The sequence below is a fragment of the Streptomyces fructofermentans genome, from assembly GCF_014651055.1.
GTDB classification, from domain to species: domain Bacteria; phylum Actinomycetota; class Actinomycetes; order Streptomycetales; family Streptomycetaceae; genus Streptomyces; species Streptomyces fructofermentans.
In genome coordinates, this window is the sequence record NZ_BMWD01000013.1 from 1 (window position 1) to 17293 (window position 17293).

Consider the following 17293-nt stretch of genomic DNA (forward strand, 5'->3'; position numbering starts at 1 on the left):
CCGGTGCTCGTCAGCCCCGGCGCCGCCGCGCCTGGTGCTCGAGCGCGGCCGCGTCGCGCGGACCGCCCCGCACAGTGAGTTCGGCGGCGATGCGGTCCTGGACTTCCGCCGGCTTGTGCAGCGCGTACTTGAACTTCGCCCGTACGTCGTTCACTTCGAGCCGCAGGCCGCGGATGCCGGACAGCAGACGGCCGTACGGAGCCTCTCCCGCGGCCGCGCGGGCGGAGCCCCCCTCCGGCTGGAAGTGCCCCAACTGCCGGTTGAGCAGCTCCGCCTTGTCCGCGGGATCGTCCACCACGTGGGCCGTGCAGTGGAGTTGGACCGCGGCGTAGAGGCTCGTCGGGGTCCCGTGCTCGGGCGGGGCGCCCGGTGGTGCCTGCCAGGGGCCGGGCACGTACACGTAGTCGTCGACCACGCTCAGCGTCACGCCGGGACTGGCGAGGAGCGCGGGCCAGAGCGGGTTGGGGCGGGCGAGGTGCATGAGGACCTCGCCGCGGGACGGGTCGTACGCGAAGTGCGTCGGCTGGACGTGGGGCGGTTCGCCGGGCAGGCCGTTCACGGCGAGCTGGCCGAAGTCGTGGACGGCCAGCCATCGCTGCCACTCGCCGTCGTCGTGCGCCGCGTCCCAGGGGTGGATGAGCATCACAGGCCGGCCAGGTAGTCCGGCAGCCCGATCGCGGGGTCCAGGTCGTCCGCGGGCAGCGGGGTGCCGTACCCCTTCCGGAGCGGGACCACTCCGGTCCAGTGCGGCAGGCCGATGTCCTCGGGCTCGTCGCTCGGGCCGCCGGTGCGCACCTTCGCGGACACCTCGGCCAGGTCCAGGCGGAGTACGGCGGTGGCGGCCAGTTCCTTGTCGTTCGCGGGCCGCGAGTCGTACGAACGGCCGGGCACCACGTGGTCGACCAGCGCGTCCAGCGCCTCCCGCCGCTCGTCGGGGTCCGTCACCTGGTGCGCGACGCCGTGCACCACCACGGACCGGTAGTTGATCGAGTGGTGGAAGGCGGAGCGGGCCAGTACCAGCCCGTCGACGTGGGTGACGGTGAGGCACACCGGCAGCCCCGGATCGGTCCGGCCCGCCATGCGCAGCGGGCGCGAGCCGGTCGAGCCGTGCACGTAGAGCCGCTCCCCGACCCGCCCGTAGAGCGTGGGGAGGACGACCGGGGCCCCGTCACGGACGAAGCCCAGATGGCATACGTACCCCTCGTCGAGTATCGCGTGCACCGTCTCGCGGTCGTACGCGGCGCGTTCCCGGGAGCGGGTGGGGACGGTGCGGTCCGTCGGGGTGTAGTCGGTGGGATGGGCGGCCGTCTCCGTCATGGTGGTCTCCGTGGTCCGTCGGTCCGTGCTCGTCAGCGCTCTGCTCGCGGGTGTGCGACCGTCTCTCCCGCGGGCGTCCGGTGCGTGCGGCCGCCTTGCGGGGGAGATTGCACTAGTGCATACTCGGCTTTGTGCTAGGAGAGTATCCGATCGAAGGAAGAGGCGCAGCCGAGATTGCGGCCAGCGTCGAACGCTCGGTGGGTTCGGGCGGCCTTGAGCCGGGCGAACTGCTGCCCCCGATGCGGGAGTTGGCGGTGCGGCTCGGGGTGAACCCCAACACCGTGGCCGCCGCCTACCGCACCCTTCGTGAGCGCGGGGTCATCGAGACCGACGGCCGGCGCGGCAGCCGCGTCCGTGCCAAGCCGGTCACGACCGCGCGGGAGCTGTCCCGTCTCGACGTGCCGCCCGGCGTGCGGAACCTCTCCGACGGGAATCCGGACCCGGCCCTGCTGCCCCCGCTCGCCGACGTGCTCGCGGCGGCCGCCGCCCGCGCGGACCGGGCCCCGGTCCTCTACGGGGAGGCCGCCGAGGAACCCGAACTGGTGCGTCTGGCCCGCGCCGACCTGGCGGCGGACGGCGTTCCGGACGGCCCGGTCGTCGTCACGTCCGGCGCGCTCGACGCCATCGAACGCGTACTCACCGCACACCTCAGGCCCGGCGACGCCGTGGCCGTCGAGGACCCGGGCTGGCGCAGTGTGCTCGACCTGGTGCCGGCGCTCGGGTTCCGGGCGGTTCCGGTCGGCGTGGACGACGACGGGCCGCTGCCCGAGGACGTACGGGCCGCTCTGGAGGCCGGAGCGCGTGCCCTGATCGTCACCGACCGCGCGCAGAACCCGACCGGCGCGGCCGTCGGCGCCGCGCGTGCGCGTGCGTTGCGCGCCGTGCTGGAGGAGTACCCGGGGACCCTGCTCGTCGAGGACGACCACGGGTACCGCATCGTGGACCTGCCCCTGCATCCGCTGGCCGGCGCCACCGCGCACTGGGCGCTGGCGCGCTCGGTGGCCAAGGCGTACGGACCCGACCTCCGGCTCGCGGTGCTGACCGGCGACTCCGTCACCATGGACCGGGTCCGCGGCCGCCAGCGGCTGGGCCCGGGGTGGGTGAGCCGGCTCCTCCAGCAGGCCGTCGCGGGCCTGTGGGCGGATGGCGCGGTGGACGCGCGGACCGTGTCGGCCGGCTACGGGCGGCGGCGCGAGGCCCTGATCGACGCGCTCGCGCGGCACGGGATCGAGGCGCAGGGGCGCAGCGGGATGAACGTCTGGGTGCCCGTACCCGACGAGACCGGGGCCGTCGCGCGACTGCTGCACGCGGGCTGGGCCGTGGCGCCGGGGGCCCGCTTCCGGACCAACGCGCCTCCCGGGCTGAGGATCACCGTCTCGACGCTCGGTCCGGAGGAGATCCCTGCGGTCGCGGACGCGGTCGCCGCCGCGGTCGGGCCCGCTCCCGCGCGCCGGTACGTCTGAGCGGCGGGGTCCGCCACGGGGCGGACGCGGGGCCTTCGGCCGGACCGGGTGAGGGGCGGCGGACGGACGGGTGGCCGGATCGTGTGAGGGGTGGCCGGTGGGTTGGCCGACGGGGTGGCCGCCCCGTCGTCAGGCCTTGGCCGGTCTCGGCCCGGACTGGGTGAGCGCGGCGCCCGCCAGGACGACGAGCGCGCCCACGGGGGTGGACCAGGCCAGCGATTCGCCGAGGATCGCGACCCCGGCGGCGGTGGCGATGACCGGGATGAAGTACGTGACCATCTGGGCCGTCGTCGGGCCGACCTCGGAGACCAGGCCGTACTGGACGAGGACGGCGAGTCCGGTCCCCAGGGCTCCCAGGGCGACGACCGCGAGCAGCGGGACGAGCGCGAACCTGGTCGGGAACGAGGTGAACAGGGGGGTGACCACGGCCAGTTGCGCCGTCGCCAGGAGCAGTTGGGCGCCCGTCAGCGAGAGGTTGGAGTGGCTGGACCCCGCCAGGGTGCGGCGGACGTAGATCCAGCCGATCGGGTAACTGAGCGACGCCAGCAGGGCCATCGTGGTGCCGGCGGTGTCCAGGCCGTGGAAGCCCTGCCAGGCGCCCAGCACCGTCAGTACGCCTAGGAAGCCGATGCCGAGGCCGGCCACCCGGCGGCGCGTGGGCCGGTCCTCGGAGAGCGCGACCATGGAGAGGGCCATGCCCCAGAGCGGCGAGGTCGCGTTGCAGATGCCCGCAAGGGTGGACGGGATCGTCAGCTCGGAGTACGCGAAGAGCGAGAACGGCAGCGCGTTGAGCAGCAGCGCCGCGACCGTGAGGTGGCCCCAGGTGCGCGCGCCCCGAGGCAGCCGCTCCCGCTTCCAGGCCATCGCGGCGGCGAGCACCAGCGTGCCGAACACCAGCCGTCCGAGGGTCACCTGGAACGGGGCGTAGCCCTCGGTGCCCACCTTGATCAGGAGGAAGCTGAACCCCCACACCAGGGACAGCGCGCCGAACCGCAGACGCCAGTCGAGGGCCGGGCGCGGCCGGGGCGCGGCGGTCCCCGGGCCGGCGCCGACCGGGGTCGAGGTCGCGCCGGGCGGGGCGGCGGCTGAAGCGGGGCGGGGCTCGGTCGTGGCGCTCATGGGCACCACGATGACGGAGTGGATCTCGTAGCACAAGCGAGATTTCTCGCTCCGTATCTCGTAGCATTGCTTACATGTTGAACCTGGAGCGTCTCCGCACCCTCGACGCCCTCGCCCGGCACGGCTCGGTCAGCGGCGCCGCCGAGGGGCTGCACGTGACCACCTCGGCCGTGTCGCAGCAGATGTCCAAGCTGGAGCGGGAGGTGGGGCAGCAGCTCCTCGCCCGGAACGGCCGCGGTGTGCGGCTCACCGACGCCGGACGCCTGCTCGCCGACCACGCCGCCCGCATCCTGTCCCAGGTCGAGCTGGCCCAGTCCGACCTGGAGGCCCAGCGCGGCCAGGTGGTCGGCGAACTCCGGCTCTCAGCCTTCCCGACCGCGGCCCGCGGCCTGTTCCCCGCCGCGCTCGCCGGACTGCGCGCCGGGCATCCGGGCCTGCGGGTGCGCTCGCGCGAACTGGAGCCCGAGGACGGGGTGGCGGGCGTGATCCGCGGGGACCTCGACGTGGCGGTGGTGCTCGACTGGTACAACAAGCCGCTCCCGGTGCCCGAAGGGCTGGTCAAGGCCTCGCTGCTCGACGATCCCGCGGACGTGGCGATGCCGGCGGGGCATCCGCTGGCCGACCGGGACACCGTGGACATGGAGGAGTTCGCCGACGACGAGTGGATCACCTGGGGCGAGGGCGAGTTCTGCCACGAGTGGCTGATGTTCACGCTGCGCGCCAAGGGCATCGAGCCGGTGATCGCCCATCGCGCGGAGGAGCACCACACGCAACTGGCCCTCGTCGCCGCAGGCCTCGGGGTCTGTGTCGCGCCCCGGCTCGGCCGTGACCCGATGCCGTCCGGAGTGCGGGCCGTGCCGGTGCGGCATCGCGTCAGCCGGCATGTGTACGCGGTGTGGCGGGCCGACGCCGACCGCCGCCCCTCGATCCGGGCGGCGGTGGAGGCGCTGCGGCGTGCGGGAGGCGCCGGGACCGGTTCCGGCCCGCGGCGCGGATCAGAGGGAGGCGAGCTTGCGGAAGTCCCATGACGCCGTCGCATCCGGCGTCAGCCGCATCCACGCGTGCCGTCCGTCGTGCGGCATCTCGTCCAGACCGAAGTTCTTGGCGGCGAACAACCGCTCCACGGGCTCGAGTTCGGGACACGGCCCGTCCGTGCGCGGAACGTCGCCGACGAACTCCACGGAGCCGGACAGCTCGACCCCCCGCAGTTCCCCGTACTCCTCGCCCGCGTCGACCACCACGGCGATCCGCGGATCGCGGCGCAGGTCGGCCCACCGCTTGCTGCGCGTGATCGAGTACAGCCACAGCGACGTGCCGTCCCAGACGAACCAGAGCGTGCTGACGTGCGGGGCCCCGTCGGCCGACACGGTCGCCACCCGGCACGTGCGCTGCTGGGTGAGGAACTCGTCCAGTTCCTCCGGCGTCATCATGATCCTTCGGCCCCGGCGCTGAGTGACGGCCATGCGTTCCCTCTTCTCTGACGTGGAGTCAGGAAATCATGGGCCGTCTTCCCTCCTCGCGCAATGGTGGCTACGCTCGCCCGCCACCGCCGACCGGGCGCTCACCACAGGGGGAGCCATGCCGTCGTACGAACAGCTCAGTGAACTCCTCGACCCCGCGACCACGGTCCTGCTGACCGTCGAGTGCCAGCAGGGGGTGGTCGGCCCCGACAGCGCGCTGCCCGAACTGGCCGGGGAGGCACGTGCGTCGGGCGTGCTCACACGGATCGCGCGGCTCGTGGCCGCGGCCCACGGGACGGGTGTGCAGGTCGTGCACGCCGTGGCCGAGCGCCGGCCCGACGGCCGGGGCGCGAACCGCAACGCCCGGCTCTTCAGGGCGGCCGAACGGCTGCCGGTCCAGCAGTTGTCGGGCACCGCCGCGGTCCGGGTCGCGGCACCGGTCGAGGTGGCCGACGAGGACCTGGTCGTACGCCGCCTGCACGGCCTGTCGCCCCTGAGCGGCACCGACCTGGACGCACTGCTGCGCAACCTCGGCTGCCGCACGCTGATCGTGACCGGCGTCTCGGCCAACGTGGCCGTGCCCAACACCGTGTTCGACGCCGTGAACCGCGGGTACACCGTCGTCGTCCCCGAGGACGCCATCGCCGGGGTGCCCTCCGACTACACCCCCGCGATGGTCCGCAACACACTCGCCCTGGTGGCCACGATCGCGACCACGGACGACGTGCTCACCTGCTTCAAGAGGCCCCGGAGGGTCAGCCGAGCGTGATCGAGTCGCCGTTGACGGTGATCTTCGCCTCGGGCAGCCCGCTGGTCGCAGGACCCGTCTTGACACTGCCGTCCTCGACGCGGAACTGGCTGTTGTGGCACGGACAGTTGATCAGGCCGTCGGAGATGTCCTTCACCGCGCAGCCCTGGTGCGGGCACTTGGACGAGTAGGCCTTGAACTCGCCCGCCGTCGGCTGCACGACCACCAGCCCCAGGTCGGCGAAGACCTTGCCGCCGCCCTGGGGGATGTCACCGGTCTTCGCGACGGCGTCGCCGGCCGCCCCGGCCCCGGCGCCCCCGGCCTCCCCGCCGGGCGCCACGTCGGACGAGCCCGAGTCGTCGCCCGAGTCCGAGCACGCGGTCAGCGTGGCGGCGACACCGACGGCGCCGACCGCCGCGATGACGGTGCGGCGGGCCGGTCCCGGAGCGGGCTGAAGCGTTTCGCTGGACATGGTGGCGGTCCCTTCCACGGATGTGCGGATGTGCGCGGATTCGGTCGGTCCACCAGGTGGTACGAGCACCCCGCCCGGGTCGTTCAGCCGGGGAGGGACTTCTTGAGGAAGTCGAGCTCCAGCCGGAGGAGCGTGTCGGCCACGCCCTCACCCGCCACCGTATGCGTCGAGCCTGTGAGCGGCAGAACCGTGTGCGGGCGACCCGCCGCAAGCAGCGCGGCCGAGAACCGGAGCATGTGCGCGGGGACCACGTTGTCGTCGGCCATCCCGTGGACGAGCATCAGCGGACGGGTCAGCAGATGCGCGTGCGCGACCAGGGAGCACCGCTCGTAGTTCTCCGGGCAGACGTCCGGATGCCCCAGGAACCGTTCCTTCCAGTGCGTGTCGTACAGCCGCATGTCGGTGGGCGCCCCGCCGGCGACCGCCGCGTGGAACACGTCGGGCCGGTGCAGTACGGCGCCCGCCGCGAGGAAGCCGCCGAAGGACCAGCCGCGGATCGCCACCCGGTCCGTGTCCAGTTCCGGACGGAGTTCCGCGACCGCTCGCAGGGCGTCCACATGGTCCTCGACGACCGGTGTCAGCTGGTCGCCGTGGACGGCCGTCTCCCACGCCCGGTCGCGCCCGGGGGTTCCGCGCCCGTCGACGGTCAGCACCGCGAAGCCCTCGTCGGCGAACCACTGGTTGACCGCGTGGTGCCAGGCGGCCGCCCGGACCACCCGCTGGGTTCCGGGCCCGGAGTACGAGTGCACGAGCACGGGCAGGCGGGTGTCCGGCGCGGGCCGGTGCCCGCCCGGCAGGTACAGCGCGGCCCGCAGCTCCCGTTCGCCGAGCGTCAGGAAACGGGGGCGTGGTTCGGTCACCGGCCGCTCGGCCAGCACCCCGATCCGCCCGGCGGGACGCCCGCCGCGCAGCACCGTCACCGTCCGCCGGTCGAGCGTGGCGCTGTCCAGGACGACCGTGTCGCCCCCGACGGCCGCGCCGTGCACGCCGGGTTCGCCGGTCAGCCGTGTGAAGCCGGCCTCCGGTTCGTACGACCACACATGCGCCTCGGTCGGCTCCTCGGAGGCCGTGAAGTGGAGCCGGTCGCCGACCACGCCGAGGAGTTCGTGGACGTACATGCCCTTCGGAGTGCGCACCCCGGTCCCGGTGAGCAGCAGCCCGCGGGTCCCGTCCCTGGTGGTGAGGACGAGGCCGCCGCTCGCGGTGGCGGCCGGCGTCCCGGGTACGAACTCCAGCCAGGCGTCGTCCGCGAGGCGGTGGAGCGGTGCGGTGGCCCCGGTCGTCCGGTCGATCCGGAGCAGGAGCGCGGAACGCTGGTCCCTGGTCTGCACGAGGACCCGCGGCCCGTCCCCGTCCCAGGCCGCTTCCACGACGTACTCGAAGGCGCCGGCGGCCCGGTCGTCCCCGGGAGCGGGGTCGGCCGCCGCGGGGAGGTCGACGCCGACGCGGGTTCCGTCGAGCCGCAGCAGGTGGAGGGACAGCTCCGCGTTGGCGGTGCCGGCCGCGGGGTACGCGACCGCGCGGGGCGCCTTCCCCGGACGGGCCGGTTCGCCGACGAACCACCGCCGCACCGGGGAGTCGTCGACCCGCACCACCAGCAGCGCGTCCCCCTCGGGCGACCACCAGAAGGACCGAGTTCGGCCCAGCGACTCCGACGAGACGTGGTCGCACAGCCCGTACGTCACCTCCGGGCCCTCCGGCTCCGCCAGGGCACGGTCCCCGGTGCCGTCGGTCCGCACCACGCGCAGCGCGCCCTCCCCGACGTAGGCGACGAGCGAACCGTCCGGAGCGGGGCGCGGGGCGACGGCCGGGCGGGCCGTCGGAATCCGGCGCGGCACGCCCCCGTCGGTGCGCACGGTCCAGAGGGCGCCCGCGAGCGTGAACACCACCAGGCGGACGTCCGCGTCCGCGGCGTACGAGACGATCCCGCCGCCCGTCTCGCGGGCCCGTTCGCGGCGGACCGCCTCGGCTGCGGGGAGCGCGCCGGTCGCGCCGAGCGCGCGCGGGTCCGCGAGCAGCCTCTCCGAGCCGTTCTCGAACAGCCACAGCAGGCCAGTGCCGGAACGGCCGTCCGCGGTGCGCAGAAAGACGACGCGCCCGCCGTCGGGCGACACGGTGAAGTCGCGGGGAGTGCCCGAGGAGAAACGGTGCGTGCGGGCGAACTGGAGCGGCAGGTCCTCGGTGGTCACGGTCGATCCCTTCGGGTGCGGGTGAACGGGGAACACCCCAGTAACCTGGGGCGATGCTCAAGGAAGTCAGCGCGACCCGCTACATCACGCCGCTGCGTGAGGGCGGCTCGCTGCCGGGGCTCGTCGAGGCCGACGATCTCGGCACGTACGTCATGAAGTTCACGGGGGCGGGGCAGGGCCGCAAGACGCTCGTCGCCGAGGTCGTCTGCGGCGAACTCGCCCGCCGGCTGGGCCTGCGGGTGCCGGGCCTGGTCGCGATCGGCCTCGACCCGGTCCTCGGACTCGGTGAACCGGACCAGGAGGTGCAGGAGTTGCTCAAGTCGAGCGGCGGGCCGAACCTCGGGATGGACTTCCTCTCCCGGGCGATCGGCTTCGACGCCCTCGCGCACCGGGTGGGTGCCCGTGAGGCGGGGCGGATCGTCTGGTTCGACGCGCTGGTCAACAACGTGGACCGGTCGTGGCGGAACCCGAACATGCTGGTCCGCGACGGCGAGGTCTGGCTCATCGACCACGGCGCCACCATGATCTGGCACCACAACTGGCCCGGCGCGCGCGCCTCGGCCGCCAAACCGTACAACGCGACCGACCACGCGCTCGCCCCTTTCGGCCCGGACATCGCCTCCGCCGCCGCCGAACTGGCGCCGAGGGTCACCGAGGACCTGCTCGCCGAGGTGACGGCCGCGGTCCCCGACGCCTGGCTGCGCGACGAACCGGGCTTCGGGTCGCCCGACGAACTGCGGCGCGCGTACGAGCGGCCCCTGCTCGAACGGGCCAGCACCATCCACGAACGCATCCAGGAGGGGACGAGGTGACGGTGAGCCGGAGCACCCGGGACGTCTACGAGTACGCACTGCTGCGCGTCGTGCCGCGCGTCGAGCGCGGCGAGTGCATCAACGCGGGCGTGCTCGTGTACTGCCGGGCCAAGTCCTTCGTGGCGGCCCTCACCCATCTCGACGAGGCCAGGCTGACGGCCCTCGACCCGCGGGCGGACGTGGCCGGGGTGCGGGCCGCGCTGCGGGCCGTCGAGGGGGTCTGCGCCGGGGGCGACGCGGCGGGCCAGGCCGCCGGCGACGACGCCGGGCGGCGCTTCCGCTGGCTGATCGCGCCCCGGTCCACCGTGGTCCAACCGGGTCCCGTGCACACCGGTCTCACCGAGGATCCGGCGGCCGAGGCGGGGCGGTTGCTCGATCTGCTGGTCAGGTAATGGATCACATGCGCGCGGGATGCCGTTGACACTGGGTGCCAAGGCTTCTAGCGTCACGTCTGCTGAAGGTACTAAGCGGTCGCTCACCTGATGGGCGTACCGTGGGTGCCGCACCCCAAGGGCGAGGAGAACCAGCAATGTCCACCACTGAGCAGCGCGTCGCCGTAGTCACCGGTGCCGCGCGCGGCATCGGCGCCGCGACCGCCGTACGACTGGCCGCCGAGGGCCGTGCCGTCGCGGTGATCGACCTCGACGAGGCCGCGTGCAAGGACACCGTGGAGAAGATCACCGCCGCGGGCGGCCGGGCGATCGCGGTGGGTGCCGACGTCTCGGACGAGGCGCAGGTCGAGGCCGCCGTGGCGCGGATCGCCGAGGAGCTCGGGGCTCCGACGATCCTGGTGAACAACGCGGGCGTGCTCCGCGACAACCTGCTGTTCAAGATGGCCGTGTCCGACTGGGACACGGTCATGAACGTGCACCTGCGGGGCTCCTTCCTCATGACGCGGGCCGTCCAGAAGCACATGGTGGCCGCCAAGTTCGGCCGCGTCGTCAACCTCTCCTCGTCCTCGGCGCTGGGCAACCGCGGCCAGGTCAACTACTCCGCGGCCAAGGCCGGTCTGCAGGGCTTCACCAAGACGCTGGCCTTCGAGCTCGGCAAGTTCGGCGTCACCGCCAACGCCGTCGCGCCGGGCTTCATCGTCACCGACATGACCGCCGCGACCGCCGAGCGGGTCGGCATGGGCTTCGAGGAGTTCCAGGCCGCGGCCGCCACCCAGATCCCGGTCCAGCGCGTCGGCAACCCCGACGACATCGCCAACGCGATCGCCTTCTTCACGGACGACGCCGCCGGATTCGTCTCCGGCCAGGTGCTGTACGTGGCCGGCGGACCGCTCAACTAGCGCTGGGGGACAGGGACATGACTGCTGTGGAACTCTCGGGCAAGGTCGCCCTCGTCACCGGTGCCAGTCGCGGCATCGGCTACGGCGTCGCCGAGGCGCTGATCGCCCGCGGCGACCGGGTGTGCATCACCGGGCGCAACGAGGACGCGCTCAAGGAGGCCGTCGAGCGGCTCGGCGCGGACCGCGTCATCGGCGTCGCGGGCAAGGCCCACGACGAGGCCCACCAGGCCGTCGCCGTGGAGCGCACCATGGAGGCGTTCGGCCGGGTCGACTTCCTGGTCAACAACGCCGGTACGAACCCGGTGTTCGGCCCGATGGCGGAGCTGGACCTCAATGTCGCCCGCAAGGTCTTCGAGACCAACGTCGTCTCGGCGCTCGGCTTCGCCCAGCAGACCTGGAAGGCCTGGCAGGGTGAGAACGGCGGCGCGATCGTGAACATCGCCTCCGTCGCCGGCGTCTCGGCCTCCCCGTTCATCGGGGCCTACGGCATGAGCAAGGCCGCCATGATCAATCTGACCCTCCAGCTCGCGCACGAGTTCGCGCCGCGGGTCCGGGTCAACGCGATCGCGCCGGCCGTGGTGAAGACCAAGTTCGCCCAGGCGCTGTACGAGGGGCGCGAGGCGGAGGCCGCCGCGGCCTACCCGCTCGGGCGGCTCGGCGTGCCGTCGGACATCGGGGGTGCCGCCGCGTTCCTCACCTCCGACCAGTCGGACTGGGTCACCGGGCAGACGCTCGTGGTCGACGGAGGCATCTTCCTCAACGCCGGCGTGGCCTGAAAAGGGCGGTTGGCGCAAAGAATTCGATGACGTTGCGGTTTCGTTCTCGTACCGGTCAGTGACGGAGAAAATTCGTACAGTGGCCGGATATGTTCACCACAGTTTCCACACAAGAGCCGCAGAGTCGAAAGAAATCGCACAGTTGATGTTTGAGCACGCCAAGTGCCCCGCCTTCGGATCAGGTTGACCGGGCGGGGCACTGCGATATGGTCTGCCGACCTTGGCAAGGCAGATCGAGGAGCGTGCGCGTGTTCAACCGGAACCGGTCTCTGCGTCACTTGTCGGCGATCGCGTCCATATCCCTGGTGACGGGATGTGGTGTGTTCTCCTCGGACACGTCCGAGGAGGAGGGGCCGATCGTCGTGGGGACGACCAGCGCGCCCAGCACGCTGGACCCCGCCGCCTCGTGGGACGGCTCCTGGGAGCTGTTCCGCAACATCTACCAGACTCTGCTGAGCTACCCCTCCGGGGCTTCGGCACCCCAGCCGGACGCGGCCGAGAGCTGCCGTTTCACGGACGGCTCCAACCGCACGTACAGCTGCAAGCTGCGCGAAGGCCTGTCCTTCTCGGACGGGCACAAGCTCGACGCCAAGGCCGTGAAGCACTCCATCGACCGCATCGTGAAGATCGCCGTCCGCGGTGGTCCGGCGGGGCTGCTGGGCAGCCTCGACCGGGTCGAGACGAAGGGCGACCGCGAGGTCGTCTTTCGGCTGAACAAGCCGGACGCCACCTTCCCGTTCGTCCTCGCGACGCCCGCCATGTCGATCGTCGACCCGGAGGAGTACCCGGCCGACGCCCTGCGCGAGGACGGCAAGGTCACCGGCTCCGGACCGTACGGCCTGGAGGGCTACAAGGAGGGCCAGGAGGCCGAACTGGTCCGCAACGGCAACTACAAGGGCTTCGCCGAGCGCAGGAACGGCGCCGTCACGATCCGGTACTACCAGGACTCCGGCGAGATGGTGGGCGCGCTGCGCGACCACCGCATCGACGTGATCCTGCGCGGACTCGCCGCCGCCGACGTCGTCGCCCTCCAGTCCAAGCGGTCCGAGGACGAACTCCAACTGGTCGAGGGCGCGGGCACGGAGATCAGCTACCTGGTCTTCAACCCGAAGGACCCGTGGGCGAAGAAGTCCGCGGTCCGCAAGGCGATCGCGCAGATCATCGACCGCGGTGCCATCGCCCACAACATCTACAAGGACACCGTCGAGCCGCTGTACTCGATGGTCCCGAGCGGCCTCGCCGGACACACGACGGGCTTCTTCGACGACTACGGGAACCCCAGCGTCCCCAAGGCGCGGCAGATCCTCCTCGAAGCGGGCATCGCGGAGAAGGTCCCGCTGACCCTCTGGTACACCACGGACCGCTACGGCTCGCAGACCAAGCCGGAGTTCGAGGAACTGAGGCGCCAGCTCAACGAGTCAGGACTGTTCAGCGTCACCATCAAGGGACGCCCGTGGAAGACGTACGAGGCCGGCTACCGCGAGGGCGAGTACCCGGTGTTCGGCCGCGGCTGGTTCCCCGACTTCCCCGACGCCGAGAACTTCATCGCGCCGTTCGTGGGCGAGCAGAACGCGCTGGGCACGCCGTACAAGTCGCCCGAGATCACCGATGTCCTGCTGCCGGAGTCGCGTCGCGAGAGCGACCGCGGGGCGGTCGCGGCGCAGTTCGAGAGGGCGCAGGACATCCTCGTCGAGGACGCCCGCCTGCTGCCGCTGTGGCAGGGCAAGCAGTACGTCGCGGCCAGCGAGGAGATCTCCGGCCTGGAGCGTGCCCTCGACCCGTCGACGATCATGATGATGTGGGAGCTGGGCCGCAAGACGAGCTGGTAGTACGGACGGTCCCGGTCGCCGATCCAGGCCTCCGGGACCGATTGTCAGTGGGCGGCGGTAGGTTCGGGGAACCGGAAACGACCGCACATCTAAGGAAGTTCACGTGACCGACACCGCCATGCTGCCCGAGTCCTGGCGCGGCGTCCTGGGCGAGGAGCTCCAGAAGCCCTACTTCAAGGAGCTCACCGAGTTCGTGGAGGAGGAGCGCGAGAAGGGTCCCGTCTACCCGCCGCGCGAGGAGGTCTTCGCCGCGCTCGACGCGACACCGTACGAGAGCGTGAAGGTGCTCGTCCTCGGTCAGGACCCGTACCACGGCGAGGGCCAGGGACACGGGCTGTGCTTCTCGGTCAGGCCCGGCGTGAAGACACCGCCCTCCCTGCGCAACATCTACAAGGAGATGCAGGCGGAGCTCGGCCACCCGGTGCCGGACAACGGCTATCTGATGCCGTGGGCCCAGCAGGGCGTCCTGCTGCTCAACGCGGTCCTGACGGTCCGCGCCGGCGAGGCGAACTCGCACAAGGGCAAGGGCTGGGAGAAGTTCACGGACGCCGTGATCCGCGCCGTGGCCGACCGTCCCGACCCGGTGGTCTTCGTGCTCTGGGGCAACTACGCGCAGAAGAAGCTCCCGCTCATCGACGAGGAGCGGCACATCGTCGTGAAGGGCGCGCACCCCTCGCCGCTGTCCGCGAAGAAGTTCTTCGGCTCCAGCCCCTTCACGCAGATCGACGAGGCGGTGGCCAAGCAGGGTCACGAGCCGATCGACTGGCGCATTCCGAACCTCGGCTGAGCCGTCGCCGGAGGAAGTTCGTGAGGGCCGTCCCGTGGGGGACGGCCCTCTGCGCGTTCCGGCCGCCGGGGGCCCGTGGCGTGTGTGCGGCCAGGCGCGTGCCGATTCGGGGCGGGGACGCCGTGGGCTCCGGGGGCTGCCGGGGTACTGCGGGCCGCGGGTTCGCGGGGCCGGTTCGTTGTGGGGATCGGGCAGGGCTGCCCCGGCTCGAGGGCGGGCGGACCGCCGGGCTTCGGGACGGGCGGGTCGCCGGGTTCCGTGAAGGGCCGGGTCGCCGGGCTTCGGGAGGGGGGCTGCCCGGGGCCGTTCGCCGCGGTCCGTCACCGGGCTGGCCCAGCGCTGTGCGGGGCCGCCTGAGCGCGATTGTCAGTGGCTGCCGTTAGCGTCGACGGCGGTGGCATCGGTCGGCGCGGGCGCGGCGGCCGCGGACGAGCGCGGAGGACGGCCCGGTGGCGGAGCAACAGGAACAGACGGCTGCGGACTCGATGATGACCCGGATCGGACAGGCCGCCATGCTCCTGCACGGGGGCGACCGCGAGGAGGCCAGGGGCCGCTTCCTCGGCCTGTGGTCTGAGATCGGCGAGGAGGGCGACCCGCTGCACCGCTGCACGCTCGCGCACTACATGGCGGACGCTCAGGACGACCCCGCGGACGAGCTCTCCTGGGATCTGCGCGCACTGTCGGCGGCCGACGAACTCACGGACGCACGGCTCGCGGAGCACCACGCCTCGCTCGCGGTCCGCGCCTTCTACCCCTCCCTCCATCTGAACCTCGCCGCCGACTACGTGAAGCTGGGCCGTTCCGAGGCGGCCCGCAGCCACCTGGGCCGCGCCCGCGAGACAGTGGGCGCACTCGGCGACGACGCCTACGGCGACGGGGTCCGCGCGGGGATCGGCAGGCTGGAGCTGCGGCTCGACGAGGAGGGCCCGTCGGGCGGCGGCACCCCCGAACCGCCGGACCAGGGGAGAGGGCCCGGCGGGGAGACCCTGGGACCGCCGCGCAGCCGACCCTGAAGACAGGCCGGGGCGGAGCGGTACCGGACACCGGAGGTCGAGGACCGGACGTCAGAGGCCGGAGGCCAAAGGCCGGAGTTCAGAGGTCGGAGCCTGCGGGGCAACGGTCGGGCGTTGGTCCTCGGTACTCGGTACTCGGTACTCGGTACTCGGTCCTCGGACGTCGGATGTCGGACGTCGGCCCTCGGACGTCGAAGGCCGCGGGTCCGACGATGCGGCGGGACGCCGGCGCGCGGCGGGCCGGGGCATCCGGTCCGCCGCGCGAATCCGGTCAACCTCCGTACACGTCCTTGCAGATGGCCGCCTGCGGGCTGTCCGCCGGCCAGCCGCCGTACGACCTGCCCAGGGCGCACACGTCCGTGCCGGGCCCCGGCACGGGTGGCCGAGGGGCGGCGTGGCGCTCGGGTTCCCGCGAGTCGGGGCGCTCCGGCGGGTCGGCCGCGGGCCGGCGCGCGGGAGCGGCCGGAGCCGCGGGGGAGGCCGCCGGGGCGGCCTGCCGGGCGGGCGCCGACGCCGGGGCCGAGGAGCGCCGCGGCGGGCCCACATGTTCCAGGGCCTCCTGGACCGGGGCCTGCACGACATGGGTCCGGGTGCTGCCGTCCGGCCGGGGCTCGGAGGCGGTGGAGGGCGCCGGGGGCGGCCCGGGCGAGGGTGCCCGCTGCACGGTCATGCAGCCGGAGACGGCCGAGACGGCCACGGTGACCAGGAGCGTTGCGGTGGTGGTGGTTCGATGCACCCGCGCAACTCTGCTGCGTCCGGCCCGATCCGGGGAGCTGACGAGCGAATGATGCCCCGCACGGGTGAACGCCCCGCCGCGGTCCTCAGTCGCCGGTCGCCCCGTCGATCCGCTCACGGACCAGGTCCGCGTGACCGTTGTGGCGCGCGTACTCCTCGATCATGTGGGTGTAGATCCACCGCAGGTTGAAGGACGTGCCGGACGACCGGCTCGCGCCCTCGGACAGGTCGTCCAGACCGAACCGCACAGCGTTGCGACGGGCGACCGCGATCTCCTGCTGCCAGGTCGCGTACGCCTCGTCCCAGGTGTCCTTGTCCGTGACGTGGAACTCGCCGTCCGGGTCCTCGGCCGTGCAGTAGATCGACCCGGGGTCGTCGTTCACGAGTACCTGGCGGAACCAGCCGCGCTCCACCTCGGCCATGTGCCGGACGAGACCCAGCAGCGAGAACTCGGACGGCGGCACGGAGGCCGTTCTGAGCTGGGCGTCGTCCAGGCCCGCGCACTTCCACGCGAGGGTGTCGCGGTGGTAGTCGAGCCAGCCCTCCAGCATGGCGCGTTCGCCGGCGTCGGGCGCGGGTTCGCTGCGTTCCGTCTTCATGCCCGCATCATCGCAGCCCGCCGCCGCTGCCGGTCATCCCGCGCGGCCGTCCCGCAGCATGCCGTCCAGTACCTCCCGCAACCCGGTCCGCACGTCGTCGACACTGGGCACGTCCGCGTGGTACGAGCCCGCCGCGCAGGAGAACATCAGGCCGTCGGCCCAGGCGACCAGGGACAGGGCGTGCCGCTCGGGCTCGGTTGAGCCCAACGCGGTCAGCAGCCCGGTGAGCAGGTCCCGGAACTGCCGTCCCGCGGCGTCGAAGAACACCCGCAGCTCCGGTCGCCGGGTCGCCTCCAGTGCCAACTCGTAGCGGGCCAGCAGCAGTTCGCGGTGGCCGGTGAGCGAGCGGTGCACCGCCTGCGCCATCCCCTCCACCAGGGAGTCGACTCCGGCGCGCGGGTCGGGCAGTTCCTCCACCCCGAGCACGCGCGCCTCGCGCTCCGCAAGGCGCCGTACCGCGGCCTCCAGCAGGGCGAGTCTGGTGCGCGCGACGTTCGACGTGGACCCCGGCGGAAGCCCCGCGGCCGAGTCGACGGCGCGATGGGTGAGACCCCGCATGCCGCGTTCGGCCAGGAGGCCGAGGGCGGCGTCGGCGATGAGTTCGGCACGGCTGGCGCCGGCGCTGCGTACGGCCATGGAACCCAACCTACCGCCGCGACTACGGCTGTAGTACGGTCGAGGTG

Annotated in this window: 19 protein-coding genes; 10 read left to right on the forward strand and 9 right to left on the reverse strand. The window is 72.7% G+C overall.

Annotated elements, in window-relative coordinates; all coding sequences use genetic code 11:
• Positions 1 to 10: 10 nt before the first annotated feature.
• Together IE265_RS18955 and IE265_RS18960 are read right to left on the reverse strand one after the other, a co-directional pair.
• Positions 11 to 643, reverse strand: coding sequence for an FMN-binding negative transcriptional regulator (locus IE265_RS18955; RefSeq protein WP_190036803.1), 633 nt, complete (start codon positions 641 to 643; stop codon positions 11 to 13).
• A complete protein-coding gene (locus IE265_RS18960) occupies positions 643 to 1317 on the reverse strand; it encodes a pyridoxamine 5'-phosphate oxidase family protein (protein WP_190036804.1) in 675 nt (224 codons plus the stop codon). The genes IE265_RS18955 and IE265_RS18960 overlap by 1 nt, the downstream gene beginning before the upstream one ends.
• Before the next feature lie 131 nt (positions 1318 to 1448).
• On the opposite strand from IE265_RS18960, the gene IE265_RS18965 reads away from it, so the two are divergent.
• On the forward strand, positions 1449 to 2780 hold the full coding sequence (locus IE265_RS18965; protein WP_190036805.1) for an aminotransferase class I/II-fold pyridoxal phosphate-dependent enzyme: 1332 nt from the start codon (positions 1449 to 1451) through the stop codon (positions 2778 to 2780).
• 129 nt (positions 2781 to 2909) lie between these two features.
• On the opposite strand, the gene IE265_RS18970 is transcribed toward IE265_RS18965, so the two are convergent.
• The gene (locus IE265_RS18970) at positions 2910 to 3935 is read right to left on the reverse strand and encodes a DMT family transporter (RefSeq protein WP_190036806.1); all 1026 of its coding nucleotides are present in this window, start codon (positions 3933 to 3935) and stop codon (positions 2910 to 2912) included.
• Between the two features lie 38 nt (positions 3936 to 3973).
• Here IE265_RS18970 and IE265_RS18975 point away from each other — a divergent pair, with 38 nt between their 5' ends.
• Positions 3974 to 4927, forward strand: a complete 954-nt coding sequence (locus IE265_RS18975) for a LysR family transcriptional regulator (protein ID WP_190036807.1) — start codon at positions 3974 to 3976, stop codon at positions 4925 to 4927.
• Here the strand turns inward: IE265_RS18975 and IE265_RS18980 are convergent.
• On the reverse strand, positions 4895 to 5362 hold the full coding sequence (locus IE265_RS18980; RefSeq protein WP_190036808.1) for a pyridoxamine 5'-phosphate oxidase family protein: 468 nt from the start codon (positions 5360 to 5362) through the stop codon (positions 4895 to 4897). The two genes, IE265_RS18975 and IE265_RS18980, sit on opposite strands and share 33 nt — an antisense overlap.
• Positions 5363 to 5477: 115 nt before the next feature.
• Between IE265_RS18980 and IE265_RS18985 the strand changes: the two genes are divergently transcribed.
• The gene (locus tag IE265_RS18985) at positions 5478 to 6128 is read left to right on the forward strand and encodes a cysteine hydrolase family protein (RefSeq protein ID WP_190036809.1); all 651 of its coding nucleotides are present in this window, start codon (positions 5478 to 5480) and stop codon (positions 6126 to 6128) included.
• On the opposite strand, the gene IE265_RS18990 is transcribed toward IE265_RS18985, so the two are convergent.
• The gene (locus IE265_RS18990; RefSeq protein WP_190036810.1) at positions 6115 to 6579 is read right to left on the reverse strand and encodes a Rieske (2Fe-2S) protein; all 465 of its coding nucleotides are present in this window, start codon (positions 6577 to 6579) and stop codon (positions 6115 to 6117) included. The genes IE265_RS18985 and IE265_RS18990 overlap by 14 nt on opposite strands.
• 83 nt (positions 6580 to 6662) lie before the next feature.
• Complete coding sequence (locus tag IE265_RS18995) at positions 6663 to 8768, reverse strand: S9 family peptidase (protein ID WP_190036811.1); 2106 nt, start codon at positions 8766 to 8768, stop codon at positions 6663 to 6665.
• Between the two features lie 53 nt (positions 8769 to 8821).
• On the opposite strand from IE265_RS18995, the gene IE265_RS19000 reads away from it, so the two are divergent.
• The 7 genes from IE265_RS19000 to IE265_RS19030 all read left to right on the forward strand — a co-directional run bounded on the left by IE265_RS19000 (position 8822) and on the right by IE265_RS19030 (position 15276).
• Positions 8822 to 9580, forward strand: a complete 759-nt coding sequence (locus IE265_RS19000) for a HipA family kinase (protein WP_190036812.1) — start codon at positions 8822 to 8824, stop codon at positions 9578 to 9580.
• Between the two features lie 2 nt (positions 9581 to 9582).
• On the forward strand, positions 9583 to 9972 hold the full coding sequence (locus IE265_RS19005; RefSeq protein ID WP_190036813.1) for a DUF3037 domain-containing protein: 390 nt from the start codon (positions 9583 to 9585) through the stop codon (positions 9970 to 9972).
• Positions 9973 to 10109: 137 nt separating this feature from the next.
• The gene (gene fabG, locus IE265_RS19010) at positions 10110 to 10871 is read left to right on the forward strand and encodes a 3-oxoacyl-ACP reductase FabG (protein ID WP_190036814.1); all 762 of its coding nucleotides are present in this window, start codon (positions 10110 to 10112) and stop codon (positions 10869 to 10871) included.
• 17 nt (positions 10872 to 10888) lie between these two features.
• The gene (locus tag IE265_RS19015; protein ID WP_190036815.1) at positions 10889 to 11647 is read left to right on the forward strand and encodes an SDR family oxidoreductase; all 759 of its coding nucleotides are present in this window, start codon (positions 10889 to 10891) and stop codon (positions 11645 to 11647) included.
• A 248-nt stretch (positions 11648 to 11895) separates the two neighbouring features.
• Positions 11896 to 13476 carry an ABC transporter substrate-binding protein gene (locus tag IE265_RS19020; protein ID WP_190036816.1) on the forward strand — a complete coding sequence of 527 codons (1581 nt, stop codon included), beginning with the start codon at positions 11896 to 11898 and terminating at the stop codon, positions 13474 to 13476.
• Between the two features lie 103 nt (positions 13477 to 13579).
• Entirely contained in the window at positions 13580 to 14263 is a 684-nt protein-coding gene (ung, locus tag IE265_RS19025) for a uracil-DNA glycosylase (RefSeq protein ID WP_190036817.1), read from the forward strand.
• 449 nt (positions 14264 to 14712) lie between these two features.
• A complete protein-coding gene (locus IE265_RS19030) occupies positions 14713 to 15276 on the forward strand; it encodes a hypothetical protein (protein WP_190036818.1) in 564 nt (187 codons plus the stop codon).
• Positions 15277 to 15547: 271 nt separating this feature from the next.
• On the opposite strand, the gene IE265_RS19035 is transcribed toward IE265_RS19030, so the two are convergent.
• The 3 genes from IE265_RS19035 to IE265_RS19045 form a co-directional block, all read right to left on the reverse strand.
• A complete protein-coding gene (locus IE265_RS19035; RefSeq protein WP_190036819.1) occupies positions 15548 to 16012 on the reverse strand; it encodes a hypothetical protein in 465 nt (154 codons plus the stop codon).
• A gap of 85 nt (positions 16013 to 16097) precedes the next feature.
• Positions 16098 to 16610, reverse strand: a complete 513-nt coding sequence (locus IE265_RS19040; protein ID WP_190036820.1) for a DinB family protein — start codon at positions 16608 to 16610, stop codon at positions 16098 to 16100.
• 33 nt (positions 16611 to 16643) lie between these two features.
• Positions 16644 to 17246, reverse strand: a complete 603-nt coding sequence (locus tag IE265_RS19045) for a TetR/AcrR family transcriptional regulator (RefSeq protein ID WP_190036821.1) — start codon at positions 17244 to 17246, stop codon at positions 16644 to 16646.
• Between the last annotated feature and the right edge of the window lie 47 nt (positions 17247 to 17293).

Excerpts from the sequence above, each read along its gene's own strand:
- IE265_RS18955 (WP_190036803.1), bottom strand. The coding sequence starts at position 643 with ATGCTCATCCACCCCTGGGACGCGGCGCACGACGACGGCGAGTGGCAG.
- IE265_RS18960 (WP_190036804.1), bottom strand. The coding sequence starts at position 1,317 with ATGACGGAGACGGCCGCCCATCCCACCGACTACACCCCGACGGACCGC.
- IE265_RS18975 (WP_190036807.1), top strand. The coding sequence starts at position 3,974 with ATGTTGAACCTGGAGCGTCTCCGCACCCTCGACGCCCTCGCCCGGCAC.
- IE265_RS18980 (WP_190036808.1), bottom strand. The coding sequence starts at position 5,362 with ATGGCCGTCACTCAGCGCCGGGGCCGAAGGATCATGATGACGCCGGAG.
- IE265_RS18985 (WP_190036809.1), top strand. The coding sequence starts at position 5,478 with ATGCCGTCGTACGAACAGCTCAGTGAACTCCTCGACCCCGCGACCACG.
- IE265_RS18990 (WP_190036810.1), bottom strand. The coding sequence starts at position 6,579 with ATGTCCAGCGAAACGCTTCAGCCCGCTCCGGGACCGGCCCGCCGCACC.
- IE265_RS19000 (WP_190036812.1), top strand. The coding sequence starts at position 8,822 with ATGCTCAAGGAAGTCAGCGCGACCCGCTACATCACGCCGCTGCGTGAG.
- fabG (WP_190036814.1), top strand. The coding sequence starts at position 10,110 with ATGTCCACCACTGAGCAGCGCGTCGCCGTAGTCACCGGTGCCGCGCGC.
- IE265_RS19015 (WP_190036815.1), top strand. The coding sequence starts at position 10,889 with ATGACTGCTGTGGAACTCTCGGGCAAGGTCGCCCTCGTCACCGGTGCC.
- IE265_RS19040 (WP_190036820.1), bottom strand. The coding sequence starts at position 16,610 with ATGAAGACGGAACGCAGCGAACCCGCGCCCGACGCCGGCGAACGCGCC.
- IE265_RS19045 (WP_190036821.1), bottom strand. The coding sequence starts at position 17,246 with ATGGCCGTACGCAGCGCCGGCGCCAGCCGTGCCGAACTCATCGCCGAC.